This window comes from Roseinatronobacter ekhonensis (assembly GCF_900499075.1).
In the GTDB taxonomy this organism is placed as follows: Bacteria; Pseudomonadota; Alphaproteobacteria; order Rhodobacterales; family Rhodobacteraceae; genus Roseinatronobacter; species Roseinatronobacter ekhonensis.
In genome coordinates this window covers 14,319-32,415 of record NZ_UIHC01000018.1, presented here as the reverse complement: position 1 = coordinate 32,415, position 18,097 = coordinate 14,319, and the positions used below count along the sequence as shown (strand labels likewise).

The 18,097-nt window shown below is 62.1% G+C and carries 19 protein-coding genes and 1 tRNA gene; 15 read left to right on the top strand and 5 right to left on the bottom strand.

The features are described from left to right. The first annotated feature begins 141 nt into the window (after nt 1–141). The 5 genes from ROE7235_RS10165 (at nt 142) to ROE7235_RS10145 (ending at nt 3,968) form a co-directional block, all read left to right on the top strand. Nucleotides 142–1,101, top strand: coding sequence for a zinc-dependent alcohol dehydrogenase (locus tag ROE7235_RS10165; protein WP_121095261.1), 960 nt, complete (start codon nt 142–144; stop codon nt 1,099–1,101). An 18-nt stretch (nt 1,102–1,119) separates the two neighbouring features. Next, on the top strand, nt 1,120–1,515 hold the full coding sequence (locus ROE7235_RS10160; protein ID WP_121095259.1) for a 6-pyruvoyl trahydropterin synthase family protein: 396 nt from the start codon (nt 1,120–1,122) through the stop codon (nt 1,513–1,515). A 3-nt stretch (nt 1,516–1,518) separates the two neighbouring features. Further along, nucleotides 1,519–2,307 (top strand): class I SAM-dependent methyltransferase, encoded by a 789-nt coding sequence (locus ROE7235_RS10155; protein ID WP_121095257.1) that lies wholly within the window; start codon nt 1,519–1,521, stop codon nt 2,305–2,307. Then, nucleotides 2,304–3,152 (top strand): RibD family protein, encoded by an 849-nt coding sequence (locus tag ROE7235_RS10150; RefSeq protein WP_121095256.1) that lies wholly within the window; start codon nt 2,304–2,306, stop codon nt 3,150–3,152. The genes ROE7235_RS10155 and ROE7235_RS10150 overlap by 4 nt, the downstream gene beginning before the upstream one ends. 81 nt (nt 3,153–3,233) lie before the next feature. Next, complete coding sequence (locus ROE7235_RS10145; RefSeq protein ID WP_121095254.1) at nt 3,234–3,968, top strand: DUF4344 domain-containing metallopeptidase; 735 nt, start codon at nt 3,234–3,236, stop codon at nt 3,966–3,968. A 98-nt stretch (nt 3,969–4,066) separates the two neighbouring features. On the opposite strand, the gene typA is transcribed toward ROE7235_RS10145, so the two are convergent. The 4 genes from typA to ROE7235_RS10125 all read right to left on the bottom strand — a co-directional run bounded on the left by typA (nt 4,067) and on the right by ROE7235_RS10125 (nt 7,618). After that, nucleotides 4,067–5,887: a translational GTPase TypA gene (typA, locus tag ROE7235_RS10140; RefSeq protein ID WP_121095252.1), complete on the bottom strand. Its 1,821-nt coding sequence runs from the start codon at nt 5,885–5,887 to the stop codon at nt 4,067–4,069. Nucleotides 5,888–6,019: 132 nt separating this feature from the next. Beyond that, on the bottom strand, nt 6,020–6,622 hold the full coding sequence (locus tag ROE7235_RS10135; protein WP_121095250.1) for a YitT family protein: 603 nt from the start codon (nt 6,620–6,622) through the stop codon (nt 6,020–6,022). Nucleotides 6,623–6,625: 3 nt separating this feature from the next. Next, nucleotides 6,626–6,949, bottom strand: a complete 324-nt coding sequence (locus ROE7235_RS10130; RefSeq protein WP_121095248.1) for a DMT family transporter — start codon at nt 6,947–6,949, stop codon at nt 6,626–6,628. Nucleotides 6,950–6,958: 9 nt separating this feature from the next. After that, nucleotides 6,959–7,618, bottom strand: a complete 660-nt coding sequence (locus ROE7235_RS10125; protein ID WP_121095246.1) for an alpha/beta hydrolase — start codon at nt 7,616–7,618, stop codon at nt 6,959–6,961. 287 nt (nt 7,619–7,905) lie between these two features. Between ROE7235_RS10125 and iscR the strand changes: the two genes are divergently transcribed. From iscR to ROE7235_RS10075, 10 genes are all read left to right on the top strand, one after another. Continuing rightward, the gene (iscR, locus tag ROE7235_RS10120; protein WP_121095244.1) at nt 7,906–8,364 is read left to right on the top strand and encodes a Fe-S cluster assembly transcriptional regulator IscR; all 459 of its coding nucleotides are present in this window, start codon (nt 7,906–7,908) and stop codon (nt 8,362–8,364) included. A gap of 71 nt (nt 8,365–8,435) precedes the next feature. Then, nucleotides 8,436–9,482, top strand: coding sequence for a cysteine desulfurase family protein (locus ROE7235_RS10115; RefSeq protein ID WP_121095242.1), 1,047 nt, complete (start codon nt 8,436–8,438; stop codon nt 9,480–9,482). Nucleotides 9,483–9,508: 26 nt separating this feature from the next. Then, complete coding sequence (sufB, locus tag ROE7235_RS10110; protein ID WP_121095309.1) at nt 9,509–11,014, top strand: Fe-S cluster assembly protein SufB; 1,506 nt, start codon at nt 9,509–9,511, stop codon at nt 11,012–11,014. Next, nucleotides 11,011–11,325 (top strand): YbjQ family protein, encoded by a 315-nt coding sequence (locus tag ROE7235_RS10105; RefSeq protein WP_121095240.1) that lies wholly within the window; start codon nt 11,011–11,013, stop codon nt 11,323–11,325. The genes sufB and ROE7235_RS10105 overlap by 4 nt, the downstream gene beginning before the upstream one ends. A 13-nt stretch (nt 11,326–11,338) precedes the next feature. Then, a complete protein-coding gene (sufC, locus tag ROE7235_RS10100; protein ID WP_121095238.1) occupies nt 11,339–12,100 on the top strand; it encodes a Fe-S cluster assembly ATPase SufC in 762 nt (253 codons plus the stop codon). Then, complete coding sequence (locus ROE7235_RS10095) at nt 12,097–13,389, top strand: SufB/SufD family protein (protein WP_370743630.1); 1,293 nt, start codon at nt 12,097–12,099, stop codon at nt 13,387–13,389. Before sufC ends, ROE7235_RS10095 begins: the two co-directional genes overlap by 4 nt. Nucleotides 13,390–13,476: 87 nt before the next feature. After that, nucleotides 13,477–13,968: a YIP1 family protein gene (locus tag ROE7235_RS10090; RefSeq protein ID WP_121095236.1), complete on the top strand. Its 492-nt coding sequence runs from the start codon at nt 13,477–13,479 to the stop codon at nt 13,966–13,968. Between the two features lie 9 nt (nt 13,969–13,977). Further along, complete coding sequence (locus ROE7235_RS10085; RefSeq protein ID WP_121095234.1) at nt 13,978–14,553, top strand: YIP1 family protein; 576 nt, start codon at nt 13,978–13,980, stop codon at nt 14,551–14,553. Next, nucleotides 14,553–15,773: a cysteine desulfurase gene (locus ROE7235_RS10080; protein WP_121095306.1), complete on the top strand. Its 1,221-nt coding sequence runs from the start codon at nt 14,553–14,555 to the stop codon at nt 15,771–15,773. Before ROE7235_RS10085 ends, ROE7235_RS10080 begins: the two co-directional genes overlap by 1 nt. A gap of 46 nt (nt 15,774–15,819) precedes the next feature. Next, nucleotides 15,820–15,896: transfer RNA gene (locus ROE7235_RS10075), tRNA-Arg, on the top strand. A 256-nt stretch (nt 15,897–16,152) separates the two neighbouring features. On the opposite strand, the gene cobT is transcribed toward ROE7235_RS10075, so the two are convergent. Next, nucleotides 16,153–18,027 carry a cobaltochelatase subunit CobT gene (cobT, locus tag ROE7235_RS10070; protein WP_121095232.1) on the bottom strand — a complete coding sequence of 625 codons (1,875 nt, stop codon included), beginning with the start codon at nt 18,025–18,027 and terminating at the stop codon, nt 16,153–16,155. Between the last annotated feature and the right edge of the window lie 70 nt (nt 18,028–18,097).

Below are 18,097 nucleotides of genomic sequence, written 5' to 3'. Positions count from 1 at the left end.
CCCCTGATTGCTTTGGGTATGAGCTAGCACAGCCCCCTGATTGTCCAGCCGTTAGGCTGTTGTTTTCGTGCAATGCTTTGCCTTGGCGGGGCAATGCCCTAACTGTGCCGACGAAGGAAGGCTACGACCATACCGCAGGATATGACAGATCATGACACCGCCCGCGCGCTTTGGATTACAGCGCCCGGAATTGCTTGCCTTGCTCCCGCCGCCAGTGGCACCGGGGCGCTGTTTCGCACCTGCTACAGCGCGATCAGCCGTGGCACGGAACGGCTTGTGCTGGCGGGGAACGTGCCGTCTTCGGAACAAGGCCGCATGCGCGCGCCTTTCCAAGAGGGTGAGTTTTCCTTTCCGGTAAAATACGGCTATAGCGCCGTCGCAGAGCGCATGGACGGGCCGCAGCAGGGCGACATGGTTTTTGCGCTGTTTCCGCATCAAGACCGGTTCCGCCTGCCGGACGAAAGTGTCATCCCGTTGCCGCCCGGTTTGCCGCCCGCGCGCGCGGTGCTGGGCGCGAATATGGAAACTGCGTTGAACGTGGTTTGGGACAGTGGCATTTCTGCCGGCGACCGTGTGGCGGTGATTGGGGCTGGGGTGGTCGGCGCGCTTGTGGCTTATCTGGCCGCAAGGATGCCCGGCACCGAGGTCACGCTGACCGATCTGGACCCGGCGCGCGCCGGGCTTGCTGCCAAAATGGGCGCTGCCTTTGCCGCGCCCGACGCGCTGACGGGGCCGTATGACGCAATTGTGAATGCGTCCGCCTCTGGCGATGGGCTGGCACTGGCTTTGGAGAATGCAGGGCCGGGCGCAACCGTGGTAGAAGCGAGCTGGCACGGCACGTCGCCTGTTGCGTTGCCACTGGGCGGGCGGTTTCACAGCCAACGATTGCGCCTTGTCAGTTCGCAGGTCGGCGCATTGCCGCCTGACCGTCTGCCGCGTTGGGACTATCGCCGTCGTCTGGCCAAGGCGCTCGATCTGCTGCTCGATCCTATTTTGGATGCGCTCATCTCTGGCGAAACGGCATTCGAGGATCTGCCGCAGGACTACGCCGCCATTGTCGCTGATCCGGCCACCTTGTGCCACCGCATCCGCTACTCGTAACCCTTGAAAGGACCGCCCATGTTCGCTGTCGAAGTTCGCGACCATATCATGATTGCCCACTCATTGCCGTCGCCGGTCTTTGGACCGGCGCAGGGGATGCATGGTGCGACCTTCACGGTCGATGCCGCGTTCTATACCGAAGATATCGACGCGCACGGGCTGGTGGTGGATATCGGCCTTGCAACAGAGGCCTTGGCCGAGGTGCTACAGCCGTTGCGCTACCAGAATCTGGACGAGGTGCCGGAGTTCAAGGCAAAGTTCACGACCACCGAATTCTTGTGCAAACACATCTTCGACGCGATGCAGGCTAGGATTTCGTCCGGTTTTCTGAAGGACGAAGGGCGCGTGAAACGGCTGCGCATTTTGCTACATGAGAGCCATACCGCCCGTGCCTGGTATGAGGGGCAGGTGTAACCCATGGGATTTGCGCCCGACTGGCTGGCCTTGCGTGCATCCGCCGACCGTGCGGCCCGTGACCCTGCGCTACTGGCGCAGGCCGGGGCTACGGCTGGCAGCATGATTGTCGATCTGGGGGCAGGCACAGGGGCAACCCTGCGGGCCATGGCCGATGTCGTGCCTGACGACACGGGCTGGACGTTGGTGGACAATGACGCCGCGTTGCTGGCGCTGACCCCGCGCATGGGCGGACGGGTGCGCACCGTGCAGGCAGACCTGACCGATCTGGACGCGTTGCCCTTGGCAGGGGCCGGGCTGGTGACCGCGTCTGCGCTGCTGGATCTGGTGTCGAACGCGTGGCTGGACGCGTTGGTCATGCGTCTGGTGCAGCACAGACTGCCGCTTTACGCCGCGCTCAGCTATGACGGCGCCATGTCATGGACCCCCGCGAATGATGCGGATCATAGCGTAACGCTGGCCTTTAACCGCGACCAGAGTAGCGACAAAGGCTTTGGTCCCGCTCTTGGCCCGGCGGGTGCGTTGCGCGCGCGCGACAGGCTGGCCGCGGCGGGCTATCGTGTAATGTTGGCCGAGAGCCCTTGGCAGCTTGGTCCCAGAGATGATGCGTTGCAGGCGGAATTGTTGCACGGCATCGCCGCGGCCGCCACTCGCGCTGGGCATGACGCGGCGGATAGCTGGCTGAGCGCGCGGATGACTGCACTGCCAAACACGCAAGCGCGCATCGGCCATATCGATTTGCTGGCACTGCCGCCCGAAACCAACGCCGCGACCGGAAAGGACACCTTATGAACAGGGCTGATGTCACCGCCCGCGTCTGGCAGCGCATACTGGACATCCGCGCAGGCCATGGCTGTGCCTGTTGCGGCGACTGGTCGGCCGGCGAACGTGCGGCGCTGGAAATCTACGCTCCGTTGGCCCGTCGCGACATGGGCGCAGTCACGATTGCCCAGATCGGGCAGTCGCTGGACGGGCGTATCGCGACCGAAACGGGCGATGCGCGCGATGTCTCTGGTCCTGACGGGCTGTGCCATCTGCACCGCCTGCGCGCCTTGGTCGATGCGGTTGTGATCGGTGTGCGCACCGCGCTGCATGACACACCACGTCTGACCGTGCGTCTGTGTCCCGGCCATAACCCCGCGCGCGTCATCATTGACCCGCGCGGCAGGCTGCCCGACGACGCGCCTGCGCTGCGCGACGACGGGGCGCGGCGGATCGTGGTTCAGACGGTCGCCCGCGCCCGTCCCGACGGTGTAGAGGTGGTGCGCCTGCCCAGCGAAAGCGACGGCACTCTTGCTCCGCGCCAGATACTTGCCGCGCTGCATGCAACGGGGCTGCGAACGGTTCTGGTCGAAGGTGGCGGGATTACGGTATCGCGCTTTTTCGAGGCCGGGCTGCTGTCGCATCTGCATGTCGCGGTCGCGCCCTTGCTGATCGGGGGCGGCCCGCAAGGGTTTAATCGGCTTACGCAGGTTGCTGCTCTGGCGGATGCGCCGCGCCCGACGACAGAAGTGTTCGATATCGGGTCCGATATTCTGTTCAACTGCGCTTTGACCGAGGCTGCACAAGCCCGCCACGGCAACTGGCACAGCGCTGCCGTTTCTGGCGCTGGTGCGAGTGTGACAGCGCGCGGCTGAAGCCCGCACCCGCTACGATTTGTGTGCTTGTGTGATCCCCGATTCGCGATACCCTAGGCGCATCCAGCGGGTGGGACCAACATGCAAAAATTTGGGGTGTTTGTGGCGATCCTGAGCGCCGCTCAGGCATTTGCGGCCACCGCGCAGACGGATGAGGACGCGTTTGTAGAGGCCAATATCCTCGGGATATTTTACCACGAACTTGGCCATGCCGTGATCGACATAGAGAGCGTGCCGATCTTCGGGCAGGAAGAAGACGCGGCGGATGTCTTCTCGATCCTGTTTATCGACTGGTTTTTCGAGGAAGAGGCCGCGCTTGAACTGGCCTATGATGTCTCTTTGGGGTTCTGGGGCGAAGCGCTGATGCGCGATGCCGAAGGGTTCGATATTGCATGGTGGGGCGTCCATGGCCCCGATGAGCAACGGTTCTACAACACCGTGTGCCTGTTTTACGGTGGAAACCCCGACATGCGCGACGATTTCGCGGCGGATATGGAGTTGCCCGAGGATCGTGCCGACTATTGCCCCGAAGAACACGATATGGCCGCCGAGAGTTGGGGCACTATTCTGGACGACATGGAAGCGCGCAGCGACGGCGCGGCGATCAGTTTCATTGAAGGGTCCGGTTTCGCGGCAGACATCATCGCAGCAGAGATCACGCTCTTGAATGACGGCATGCAACTTGCCCGCCCGCTTGCCGTCGCGATCCGCGATTGCGGAGAGGCGAATGCGTTCTACGACCCTGAAGCGGTTGAAATCGTTTTCTGCTCTGAGTTCGAGCCGTATCTGCGTGAGTTGGCCGCGGTTCTGGACTAGGGCAGATTTGCGTATCTAGCTCAGCATCCACAATAAAAAACGCGCGAAAATGGCGGACACTTTCGCGCGTTTGTCGTGCAGTGGTGGGGCGCCGTCGCCTATGCGCTTGCGCGTGACTGGCGTTTGCGCTCATGCGGGTCAAGGAACCGCTTGCGCAGACGGATTGCGTTGGGCGTCACCTCGACCAACTCGTCGTCGTCGATATAGGAAATCGCCTGTTCCAGCGACATCAGTGTCGCCGGGGTCAGCTTGACCGCGTCATCCGTGCCCGATGCGCGCACGTTGGTCAGCTTCTTGCCCTTCAGAGGGTTCACTTCCAGATCGTTGTCGCGGCTGTGCTCGCCAATGATCATGCCCTGATACACCGGTTCCTGCGGGTTTATGAACATCTTGCCGCGATCTTCAAGGTTCCACAGTGCAAAGGCCACGGCAGTGCCGTCTTCCATCGAAATCAGCACGCCCTGGCGACGCCCCGGAATCGGACCCTTGTAGGGTGCCCATTCGTGGAACACGCGGTTCAGAACGCCGGTGCCGCGCGTGTCGGTCAGGAATTCGCCGTGATATCCGATCAACCCACGGGACGGCACATGTGCGATGATCCGCGTTTTGCCCACGCCCGCAGGCTTCATTTCGGCCAGGTCGCCACGGCGCGGGCCGGTCAGTTTTTCGATCACGGTGCCGGTATAGTCGTCATCCACATCGATCGTGACCTCTTCGATGGGTTCCAGTCGTTGACCATCCTCGTCACGGAGCAGCACGCGGGGCCGCGAGATCGACAGCTCGAACCCTTCGCGGCGCATGTTTTCGATCAAAACGCCCATCTGCAATTCGCCACGTCCCGCAACATCGAACGCTTCGCCGCTTGGGGTATCGCTGATCTTGATGGCGACGTTCACTTCGGCTTCGCGCATCAGGCGCTCGCGGATCACCCGCGACTGAACCTTGGACCCGTCGCGACCGGCCAGCGGCGAATCATTGATCCCGAAGGTCACAGAGATGGTTGGCGGGTCGATGGGCTGCGCGGGAAGCGCGGTATCCACATCCAGCGCGCAGAGCGTATCGGCCACGGTGGCTTTGGCCATGCCCGCAATGGTGACAATGTCGCCCGCTTCTGCGGAGTCGATGGGTTGCTGCCCCAGCCCGCGAAACGCGAGCACCTTGGTGCAGCGGAATTGTTCAATCTTGGTGCCGTCGCGCGACAGGGCCTTGATGGTTTCGCCCGGCTTCAGGGTGCCCGCTTCGACACGGCCGGTCAGGATGCGACCCAGATAGGGGTCTGCGGACAGTGTCGTCGCCAGCATACGGAAAGAGGCGGCACGCTCTTGGACCTGTTTGGGCGCGGGCACATGCTGCACGACCAGATCGAAAAGCGCCGACATGTCCTTGCGCGGTCCGTCCAGTTCCACATCGGCCCAGCCATTGATACCGGATGCATAAAGCACAGGGAAATCAAGCTGTTCATCGGTTGCACCCAGATTGGCGAACAGGTCGAACACCAGGTCCAGCGCGTTGTCGGCATCGGCGGCAGGCTTGTCGACCTTGTTGAGCAGCACGATCGGGCGCAGGCCCAAAGCCAGCGCCTTGGAGGTCACAAATTTGGTTTGCGGCATCGGCCCTTCAGCGGCATCGACCAGCAACACCACGCCATCGACCATCGACAAGATGCGCTCCACCTCGCCGCCGAAATCGGCGTGGCCGGGCGTGTCGACGATGTTGATACGCGTATCTTTCCACTCGACCGAGGTTGCTTTCGCAAGGATGGTTATCCCGCGTTCGCGTTCCAGATCGTTGCTGTCCATCGCGCGTTCCGTCGTGGCCTGATTGTCACGATAGGTGCCGGATTGTTTCAGAAGCTCATCAACCAGCGTGGTCTTGCCGTGGTCAACGTGGGCGATAATCGCGATATTGCGAAGGTCCATAACAGAAGTGCCTTTTTGTGCTGCGCCGCCGCATTAGCCGATTGTGGGGCCTCTGGCCAGCCCTGTAATGTCGCACAGCAAAACGTCGCCCAAAACGGTGACGGGTTCCGGGCCGCACGGCAGCGGATAATGTCACGTTGCGATGTAGCGGTCGCGCCTGTGGTTGATGCCGATGATCGTATTCAGAATGACCGCCCCAAGTAGTGACCAGAGCACTTTATCCGGTGCCAACAAGGCCAGCGCGCAGGCAAAAAGCACCAAATCAAAGCCCAGTTGAACCCAGCCCGCGCGCCAGCCCATCCGCTCTTGCAGGTAAAAGGCCAGTATGCCCACACCGCCCAAACTGGCGCGGTGACGAAAAATCGCCAGCAGCCCCGCGCCCGTGACCGTGCCGAACAAAACCGCAGCGACTGCCGGGTGGGCGGGCATGATCTGCACCAACCTCGCGGCAAACTCGGCAAAGCCCGACACCAAGACGACGGCGGCAAAGGTCTTGACGGTAAAGGCGCGGCCCAGATGGCGGTAGGCCAGCCAATAAAACGGCAGGTTAATGACGAAGAATATCGCGCCAAAGCTAAGGCCCGTGGCATAGGATAACAGCACCGCCAGCCCGGCCGTTTGGCCTGTGACCAACCCCGCGCTGGCCAGAATATGAATGCCGAAGCCACAAAGCGCGCTGCCCACAAGCAAGCCTTGGGTGTCCTCGAACAGCGTGTGATGGGGCGTCTCAGCCATATTCTAGATTTTAGCGCTGAACAGGTTGATGACCAGAATGCCCGACAGGATCAACGCAATGCCCAGCAGGGCGGGCGCGTCCAGCTTTTGTCCGAAGGCCAGCCAGCCGATGGCTGCGATCAGGCAAATGCCCAGCCCCGCCCAGATCGCATAGGCCACCCCTACAGGCACCACGCGCAACGCCAGTGACAACAGCCAGAACGACAGTGCGTAGGCCGCGAATGCGCTGATGCCGGGCAGGGCGCGGGTCATCCCGTCGCTGGCCTTGAGAAGCGTTGTGCCCAAGGTCTCGAACAAGATCGCGATGCCCAGATACAACCAGTGCATGAATACGCCTCAGCGGCTGCCTTCTGTCAGGCGGCGGGTGACATAGTCTGTTACCGTCGTCAGCATGGGTTGCATATGGTGTTCTTCGTTCTGGAAGAAGTGATCCGCGCCTTCGACCTCATCATGGGTGATGGTGATCCCGCGCTGCTCTTTCAGCTTGCTGACCAATGTGCGGGTGTCGCGTGGCGGCGCCACGCGGTCCGCAGTGCCGTTGATGATCAGGCCAGAGGCGGGGCAGGGTGCAAGAAAGCTGAAATCATACAGGTTGGCGGGCGGAGAGACCGACACGAAGCCGGTAATGTCGGGCCGGCGCATCAGCAGTTGCATCCCGATCCACGCGCCGAAGCTGAACCCTGCAACCCAGCAATGGCGTGCATTCTGGCTTTGCGCCTGAACATAGTCGAGCGCTGCGGCCGCATCGGACAACTCGCCAATGCCCTGATCGTATTCGCCTTGCGACCGGCCGACGCCGCGAAAATTGAAGCGCAACACCGAAAAGCCCATCTGGTAGAAGGCGTAATGCAGGTTGTAGACCACCTTGTTGTTCATCGTCCCGCCGAATTGCGGGTGCGGATGCAGCACGATGGCAATCGGCGCATCGACCTTGCGTTGCGGGTGGAAGCGGCCTTCCAGACGGCCTTCGGGGCCGGCGAAAATGATCTCTGGCATGTGGAAGCCTTATGCGGGGAAAACAGGTGTCATGGCAGCGATGCCGGTTGATGCAGGGTCAAAAAACGCTTCCAGAGGATGTGACAGGCCGTGCGGGTGCATTCTTGACTTTCGCATTCAGGTATTTTAGAGCCATTCTAATTTCTAGAGATGGATGATATTCTGGCCGGTGATGTGCCGGGCGACACCCGGCCATGGCGGCCATGCAGCTTTAGGGCCGGGGCTGTCAAACGTCAACCGGATAGGCAGCCACGCGCGGATTTCGGCGCATTGCGGGGAATGGTGCAATGAAACTCTCGACCAAAGGGCGCTATGCGATGATCGCGCTGGTGGATCTGGCGCTGGCGCCCGACGGACAGCTTGTCTCGCTGGGCGAGATTGCGGAGCGGCAAAACGTGTCGCTTGCCTATCTGGAGCAGCTTTTTGTCAAGCTGCGGCGCGCAGGGCTTGTGGCCTCGGTGCGCGGTCCGGGTGGGGGCTACCGGCTGGCGCGCGCGCCCGACGCGATCCGGGTGTCGGATATACTGGAAGCGGTGGAAGAAACCGTCAGCGCAATGGACAAGGGCGCCGGTGCCAAAGGTGCTGTGACGGGGTCGCGGGCGCAATCGCTGACCAACCGCTTGTGGGAGGGGCTGTCGGCACATGTCTATGTGTTCCTGCATCAGGCGCGGCTGTCGGATGTTGCCGGAAACGCGTTGACGCCGTGCCCCGCCGTACCAACCTTGTTTCAGGTTGTGGACGAGTAGGGGGCGCTGCCCCCGCCGCGCTGACGCGCGCCTCCCCCGGGATATTTAGGCAAGGATGAAGGAGCAGGGCTTTGGGCGAGCGGGTCTATCTCGATTGGAACGCGACCGCGCCCCTGCGGAGCGAGGCACGCGCCGCGATGGCGGCGGCGATGGAGTTGGTCGGCAATCCGTCTTCGGTGCACGCAGAAGGGCGCGCGGCGCGTGGTTTGGTCGAGCGCGCCCGCGCGCAGGTGGCACGGGCTCTCGGGGCCGAAGGGGCGGATATTGTGTTCACATCCGGCGCGACCGAAGCCGCGGCGCTCGCGCTTGCCGGGCGTGATCTGAGTGCCGCGCCGGTCGAGCATGACGCGGTGCGGGCATGGACCGACGGGGCCTTGACGGTTGGCGCCGATGGCGGCGTTGTCGTGCCCGACCCAGCGCGCGCCTGCTTGCAACTGGCCAATTCGGAAACCGGGATCGTGCAGGAACTGCCAGCGGGGCTGGCGGTGAGCGATCTGACGCAGGGTTTTGGCAAGATCCCTTTTGCGTTCAACTGGTTGGGTGTCGAAATGGGGTTCGTGTCGGCCCACAAGCTGGGCGGGCCGAAAGGCATCGGCGCGCTGGTGATCCGTCAAGGCACCGAGCTTGCCGCGCAAATCCGCGGTGGCGGGCAGGAAATGGGCCGCCGCGCGGGCACCGAAAACCTGATCGGGATTGCCGGTTTCGGCGCTGCGGCAGAGGCTGCACAGCGCGATCTGGCCGCTGGGGTCTGGGACCGCGTTTCTGAAATTAGAAATATTCTAGAAAAAACTCTGGACGCTGCCGCCGATATGACTATTTCTGTCGGGAAAGGCAATATTCGTTTGCCCAACACATTGTGCTTGGCCACACCCGGCTGGAAAGGCGAAACGCAGGTCATGCAGATGGACCTTGCAGGCTTCGCGATCTCTGCCGGGTCGGCCTGCGCGTCGGGCAAGGCGCGGCGGTCTGATGTGCTTGGCGCGATGGGCTATGACGCGGCGACCGCGCAGGGCGCGATCCGCGTTTCGCTCGGGCCGGGTGTTGCCGAACAGGACGTGCTGCGCTTGGCCGAGGCATGGCTGAAACAATATCGGCGGTTCGAGGCGCGCGCGGCCTGACAGCGCGACAGGAAAAGGGGAAAGACATGGCTGCATTGGATACCGAAGTGCGTGACGGCGTGGACCGCGAGACGGTCGAAACCGTGCAATCCATGGCCGGCACCTATAAGCACGGCTGGAACACCGATATCGAGATGGAGTTCGCGCCCAAGGGCCTGAACGAAGACATCGTGCGCCTGATCTCGGAAAAGAACGGCGAGCCCGAGTGGTTGCTGGATTGGCGGCTGGATGCCTATCGCCGCTGGCTGACCATGGAAAGCCCCGACTGGGCCATGCTGAACATTCCCATGATCGACTACCAGGAGCAGTATTATTACGCCAAGCCCAAGTCCATGGAGGAAAAGCCGAAATCCTTGGATGAGGTCGACCCCAAGCTGTTGGAAACCTATGCCAAGCTGGGCATTCCGCTGAAAGAACAGATGGTTCTGGCCGGGGTCGAGGGCGCGGAAGAGCGCAAAGTGGCGGTCGATGCCGTGTTCGATTCCGTCAGTGTTGGCACGACCTTCAAAAAGGAACTGGCCGATGCGGGTGTGATCTTCTGCTCGATTTCCGAGGCTGTTCAGGACCACCCCGAACTGGTGAAAAAGTATCTGGGCAGCGTCGTGCCGCAGAATGACAACTATTTCGCCGCGCTCAACTCTGCCGTATTCAGCGATGGCAGCTTTGTCTACATTCCGGCGGGCGTGAAATGCCCGATGGAGCTGTCGACCTATTTCCGCATCAACGCCGAGAACACTGGCCAGTTCGAGCGCACGCTGATCGTCGCCGAAAAGGGCGCGTCGGTCAGCTATCTGGAAGGCTGCACCGCCCCCAAGCGCGACACCGCGCAGCTTCATGCCGCCGTGGTGGAAATTGTCGTGCTGGAAGATGCAGAGGTGAAGTATTCCACTGTCCAGAACTGGTTCCCGGGCGACGAGGACGGCAAGGGCGGCATCTATAACTTCGTCACCAAGCGCGCCGATTGCCGCGAGGATCGCGCCAAGGTTATGTGGACGCAGGTCGAAACCGGCTCTGCAATCACTTGGAAATACCCGTCCTGCATTCTGCGCGGCGACGACACGCAGGGCGAGTTCTATTCCATCGCCATCGCCAATAACTGGCAGCAGGCCGACACCGGCACCAAGATGGTGCATCTGGGCAAGCGCACAAAATCGCGCATCGTGTCGAAGGGCATTTCGGCGGGCCACGCGCAGAACACCTATCGCGGGTTGGTGTCCATGCACCCCAAAGCGCGCGACAGCCGTAACTACACGCAATGCGACAGCTTGCTGATCGGTGATCTGTGCGGCGCGCATACCGTGCCGTATATCGAGGTGAAGAACGCATCTTCGCGCGTGGAGCATGAGGCGACCACGTCCAAGGTGGATGACGACCAGCTTTTCTACTGCCGCCAACGCGGCATGGACGAGGAAGAGGCGGTGGCACTTGTGGTCAACGGCTTCTGCAAGGAAGTTCTGCAAGAACTGCCGATGGAATTCGCCATGGAAGCGCAGGCGCTTGTGGCGATCTCGCTGGAAGGGTCGGTGGGGTGATCGTCACCACCACCCAATCCATCGAAGGCCATCGCATCACAGCCTATCACGGGCTGGTCGTTGGCGAGGTCATCATGGGGTCGAACTTTGTGCGCGACATCATGGCCTCGATTACCGATGTGATCGGCGGGCGTTCTGGCGTTTACGAGTCGAAGCTTTCCGACGCCCGCACCGAGGCCAGCCGCGAATTGGAAGAGCGCGCCCGCGCATTGGGCGCAAATGCCGTTGTCGGCGTTGATCTGGATTATGAGGTGGTGGGGGATTCGATGCTGATGGTGTCGATCTCTGGAACCGCCGTGACAATAGACTGAGGGAACGGAAACCATGCTGAACATCGAAAACCTGCATTGCGAGCTCGAGGACGATTCCGAGGTGAAAATCCTCAAGGGTCTGTCGCTGACCATCAACCCCGGTGAAGTGCATGCCATCATGGGGCCGAACGGGTCGGGCAAATCGACACTGTCTTATGTCCTGTCGGGCCGCGACGGCTACGAAGTGACCGGCGGCAGCGCCACGCTGGACGATGCCGACCTGTTGGACATGGAACCCGAAGAGCGCGCGGCAGCGGGCCTGTTTCTGGCGTTCCAATACCCTGTCGAAATTCCCGGCGTGGGCAACATGACCTTCATGCGCACTGCCGTGAACGCCCAGCGCAAGGCGCGCGGGCAGGAAGAGCTGTCGGCGGGTGAGTTTCTGAAAGTTGTGCGCGCGAAAGCCAAGGAATTGCAGATCGACGCCGATATGCTGAAACGCCCGGTCAATGTCGGCTTCTCGGGCGGTGAGAAGAAGCGCAACGAGATCCTGCAAATGGCGATGCTGGAACCCAAGATGTGCATCTTGGATGAAACCGACTCGGGTCTGGACGTGGACGCGATGAAACTGGTGAGTGACGGCGTGAACGCGCTGCGCGATGCTGGGCGTTCTTTCCTTGTGATCACCCACTACCAGCGCCTGCTGGATCATATCAAACCCGATGTGGTGCATATCATGTCGGAAGGCCGGATCATTAAAACCGGCGGCCCCGAACTGGCGCTGGAAGTTGAACATAACGGCTATGCAGACCTGCTGGCGGAGGCAAACGCATGATGCCAAGAGCGAAGCTGAAAGCGCAAAAGCAAGCGCGCGCGGCAGAGCTGGCGCGCCCCTTGCCGACGGGCGGCGCATGGGTGACAAAAGCGCGCGAGGGCGCGCTGGCCCGCTGGTCCGACATGGGCGCGCCGCTGAAACGCGACGAGTATTGGAAATTCACCGACCCGCGCAGCCTGATCGACGCGGGCGCACCGGATGCCGACCTGCTCGATATGGGTGGCGAAGCGCCGGTCTTTGACAGTTTCGACCGTTTGAAACTGGTGTTCACGGATGGCGTGTTCGATCCCGCCGCGTCCGACGCATTAGCGCTGGACGGGGTCGAGATTGAACTGCTGCAAGATGCGGCCAAGGCCGACCTGCACTGGGCGCGCGACCTGTTCGGCGCTTTGGAAGCGCGCGGACAATCGCCCGTGGACCGGCCCTTGGCAAGCTTCAACACCGCCTATGCCACGCAAGGCGTGCTGATCCGCGTGACGGCGACACCGGCCAAGCCCATCTCGTTGATCTACCAGCGTAGCGACACCGGCGCGGATGCCATGCTGCATCACGTGATCCGGGTCGAGGCCGGGGCAGAGGTGACGGTTCTGGAAAACGGACCGCTTGCCGCACGCTCCAACACGGTGATCGAGGCGGAGCTTGCCGAGGGCGCAACGCTACATCACATCCGCAGCCAAGGGCGCGATCACGCACGGCTGGGTGCGGCGCATATCTTTGCGCAACTGGGCGCGGCGGCGCAGCTTAAAAGCTTTACCTTGACGGTGAATGGCGCATTGACTCGCAACGAGGCTCAGGTCTGGCTGGACGGTGCCGATGGTTCTGCCCATCTGGCCGGCGCCAGCGTCGGAGACGGGGCTTTTCACGCCGATGATACCGTGTTCGTGGCGCATAACGCACCGGGATGCGAAAGCCGTCAGGTCTATAAGAAAGTGCTGCGTCACGGCGCTGTCGGAGTTTTCCAAGGGAAAATCCTGGTCGACCGGCTGGCACAGAAAACCGACGGCTACCAGATCAGCCAAGCGCTACTGCTGGACGAGGATGCGCAGTTTCTGGCCAAACCGGAGCTGGAAATTTACGCCGATGACGTGAAATGCAGCCACGGCTCTACCTCTGGCGAAATCGACGCGACGCAACTGTATTACATGCGCGCGCGCGGCATCCCAGAGAATGAGGCAAAGATGCTGCTGGTTCTGGCCTTTCTGGCGGAAGCACTGGACGAGATTGCGGATCTGGATCTGGCTGGCGATCTGCGCGACCGGCTTGAAGCCTGGCTTCAGCGCCATAAATGATGCGGGGCTGGGGGCGTTGCCCCCGTCGCGCTGCGCGCGACTCCCCCAGAGTATTTTTGGCAAGATGAAGCAGGAGTGTGCGGCGCGATGTCCTTGACGCAGAATATCATCCGCAGCTACCGCGATCCCGCGCGGGTCGTGCGCGGGTTGGCCCTTGGGGATTTGCGTGAACCGCAAGTGATGTTCTTTGCCGTGTTGGCATGCGGCCTGATATTTGTCGCGCAATGGCCGGGCCTGTCGCGCGCCGCGACGATTGATCCATCGGTCACGTTCGAACAGCGAATGGGCGGCGCTATGTTCGGGATCATGTTCCTGCTGCCCCTGGTGCTCTACGCGCTTGCCGGGCTGCTACAGGCGGGCCTGCGCCTGTCGGGCCGTCCCGTTCCGGGGCTTTTGGTGCGTTTGGCATTTTTCTGGTCGCTGCTGGCGGTTACACCGCTGATGCTGTTGCAGGGCGGGCTTGCGGCCTTTCTGGGATCGGGCCCTGTGTCGCAGGGCTTCGGGTTTGTGGTGGCGGTCGCCTTCGTTTACATTCTGGTCAAAAGCGTTTCCGCCGTGCGCGCGGTTGCAAAGGGCTAGGAGAGGGCGATGGATCTGACATTGGCAACCGTCACTGCGCTGATGCGCGAGACATTGACTGCTCCGCGCGCCACGGCGGCCCGGATCATGGCGATGAACCCGCCCGATGATGCGCGCTGGCTGGGCTTCGTGATCGTGGTGGTGCTGTCCGTGCTGGTCGGGCAAATGTCCATCCTTGTGCTCGGTGAAGGCGGCTTCGGCGGCAGCATGATCTTCATGGCCGTGTTCCAGACCATGATATTGCTGGGGCTGGTCGTTGCGGTGCAAGGCATCGGGCGGCTTGCGGGCGGCAAAGGCACTTTTCCCGATGCGCTTTTGCTGCTGGCATGGCTGCAATTCGTGATGATTGCCGTTCAGATCCTACAGCTTGTCGCGATGGTTCTGGTGCCGCCGCTTTTCGGTTTCGCAACGATGCTCGCCCTGGCGGTGTTCATATGGCTTCTGGTGAACTTTACCATGGCGCTACATGGGTTCACGTCTGCGCTGAAGGTCGTCGTGGGCACCGTATTTTCATTTTTCGGCCTTGCGGTGGTGCTTGCCATCGTGCTGTCGGTGTTGGGCCTTGGGCCACAAGGAATGCAATGATGCTGGATATCGCCAAAATCCGTGCCGATTTCCCGATCCTGTCGCGCGAGGTGAACGGCAAACCGCTGGTTTACCTGGACAATGGCGCCTCTTCGCAAAAACCGCGCGCCGTGATCGATGCGGTCACGCGCGGCTATGCCGAAGAATACGCCAATGTTCATCGCGGCCTGCATTACCTTTCGAACCTTGCGACTGACAAATACGAGGGCGTGCGCGGCAAGTTGCAGCGCTTTCTGAATGCCGGGCATGAGGATGAAATCCTGTACACCACCGGCACGACAATGGGCATCAACCTTGTGGCCTATGGCTGGGCCATGCCCCGGTTGGAGCCGGGGGACGAGATTGTCCTGTCGATCATGGAGCATCACGCCAATATCGTGCCGTGGCATTTCCTGCGTGAGCGTCAGGGCGTGGTCATCAAATGGGTGGACACAGCCGCCGATGGCAGCCTTGACCCGCAAGCGATGATCGACGCGATCGGCCCGCGGACCAAGCTGGTTGCGGTGACGCATATGTCCAACGTGCTCGGCACCGTGGTTGATGTGGCCGCCATCTGCGCGGGCGCGCGCGCCAAGGGCGTTCCGGTGCTGGTGGACGGGTCGCAAGCCGCCGTGCACATGCCGGTGGATGTGCAGGCCTTGGGCTGCGATTTCTACGCGGTCACGGGGCACAAGCTTTACGGGCCGTCGGCTTCGGGCGCGATTTATATCAGCCGCGCCCGTCAGGCCGAAATGCGCCCCTTCATGGGCGGTGGCGACATGATCCGAGAGGTGACGCGCGACGGCGTGGTGTATAACGACCCGCCCCACAAGTTCGAAGCAGGCACTCCTGGCATTGTTCAGCAGATCGGACTGGGCGTGGCCATCGACTACATGGTGGGCGTGGGGCTGGACAATATCGCGGCGCATGAAGCGGCGTTGCGTGACTACGCGCAAACCCGGCTGGCCGGTCTGAACTGGATTAGTGTGCAGGGCAACGCACCCGGAAAGGGCGCGATTTTCAGCTTTGTGCTGGACGGGGCCGCGCATGCGCACGATATCTCGACCGTGCTGGACCAGAAGGGCATTGCCGTGCGCGCAGGCCAGCATTGCTGCGGCCCGCTGATGGAGCATATGGACCTGACTGCAACCTGCCGCGCGTCATTTGCCATGTATAACACCCGCGAAGAGGTGGACGCCCTGATCGACGGGTTGGAGCTGTGTCACGATCTTTTCGCATGAAACCCCGTTGCATCGCACGGGCCGCACGCCTATACCGGCGCCCAAGGCACCCATAGCTCAGCTGGATAGAGCGCTGCCCTCCGAAGGCAGAGGCCTCAGGTTCGAATCCTGATGGGTGCGCCATTTCTCATTTTTGTGAAATACTGGCCTTTGACGGGGACGCGGAGTGTATCTGTGTGTGGCTATCTAAGGGACGTAGGTCTGGAGGGGGCACGCCTTGTTGACAGCCCGGTGCGCCGTCGGTCGTTCGGTGTGCTGTGTCCCTGATCCATACGCAGGTTAACGACCTCGTGCACGCAGGGTGAACACTGCGGCAAAGCGGGTCGCAGCGTATCGTCACACCCCCGATACGCCAAGGTCGTTCGTCATCCCACCTCGGTCAGCTTGCGCGCCGGATACCTGAAAACCGGGCGCGGGCGCGCGGGTCTTGGTCAAACAGTGCCGCGAGTTGTTCTGTCATGGCGCCTGCCAGTTGTTCGACATCTGTAATCGTAACCGCGCGGTCGTAATAACGCGTCACATCATGGCCGATCCCGATGGCCAGCAACTCGACAGCGCGGCGCTTCTCGACCATGGCGATCACGTCGCGCAGGTGGCGTTCCAGATAGTTTGCGGGGTTGACTGACAGAGTGCTGTCATCGACCGGGGCACCATCGGAAATGACCATCAGGATCTTGCGCGCCTCGGGACGTCCGACCATGCGCCGGTGCGCCCATTCGAGCGCCTCGCCGTCGATGTTTTCCTTCAGCAAGCCTTCCTTCATCATCAGCCCCAGATTGGGGCGCACGCGCCGCCATGGTGCATCCGCGTGTTTGTAGATGATGTGGCGCAGATCGTTCAGGCGTCCGGGTTGCAGGCTACGCCCGTCATTCAGCCACGCTTCACGCGACATCCCGCCCTTCCACGCGCGGGTGGTAAAGCCGAGGATTTCCACCTTCACATTGCACCGCTCCAGCGTCCGGGCCAGCACATCGGCGCAAATCGCGGCGATGGAAATCGGTCGCCCGCGCATGGACCCCGAATTGTCCAGAAGCAGTGTCACCACCGTGTCGCGGAATTCGGTGTCTTTTTCCTGCTTGAACGACAGTGGCGTGGTCGGGTTGGCCACCACGCGCGCCAGCCGCCCGGCATCAAGCGTGCCTTCTTCCAGGTCGAACAGCCATGATCGGTTCTGTTGCGCCTGCAAGCGGCGTTGCAGCTTGTTGGCCAGCCGGGACACGGCGCCTTTCAGCGGCTCCAACTGCTGGTCCAGATAGGCGCGCAGGCGTTCCAACTCGGCGGGTTCGGCCAAGTCCTCGGCGCGTATTTCCTCGTCATTGGCGGTGGTAAACACCTTGTAGTCTGCACTTGCCTCCGAATGCGGTGGCGGAGGCGGCGGGTCCATCGGGGCCTCGCCCTCGGGCATTTCGGCCTCGTCCGACATCTCGTCTTCGCCATCCTCATCCACCGCCAGATCGGCTTGGGCCGCGTCTTGCGACTGGCCATCCTCGTCAGAGCTGTCATCCTCGGCGCTGTCATCGTCGCCTTGGCTGTCGGGGTTTTCAGGTTCCTCGGACTGGTCTTCGCTGTCGTCCTCGGTGCCCTCATCTTCGTCGCCGGTGTCGTCGGGGTCATCGCCCAACTGATCGCCAAAGCCCAGATCCTCGATCATGCGGCGGGTAAACCGGGCGAATGCACCCTGATCGGCCAGCACGTCCTCCAGCCCTTCCAGCGTGCCGCCCGCGCGCTCCTCTATAAAGCCGCGCCACAGGTCCAGCACATGGTCGGCGCCGTCGGGCAGGTCCCGCCCCGTCGCCATCTCTCGGATCATATAACTGGCGGCCACGGGCAGGGGGGCATCTTGGCGGTCGCGAATCTGCGCATAACCTTTGCGGCTGGCGTCATGGCCGATCCGTGCGTCGATATTACCAGCGGTGCCGGGCATATACCGCGCGCCCACGGCTTCGCAGCGCGCATCTTCCATAGCCTGATACAGCTCGCGCGCCATGTCCCCCTGCGGCATGTAACGCGCGTGGGTCGCGGTGTTGTGGTAGCGGTGGCGCAGCGCAAGGCTGTCGGCGGTGCCGCGCGCCAGAAGCACCTCGTCGCGGGTCATGCGTCGGGTGATCTGCGGCAGGCGCATCGCCTCGCCGCTCAGGCCGGGCGGGTCCACCGAATAGCTGACTGTCATCTCGCGGGCATCCGCCATGGTGCGGGCGGTGTCCGACAGCGCCTTTTTGAACGGGTCTGCCGGATTGTCGGAAGGCTTGCTCATACGTCACCGGTCTTGCGGATTGGATATGCATGACAAATAGACCAGCGGCCCCCGAAAGGAAAGGCGGCTC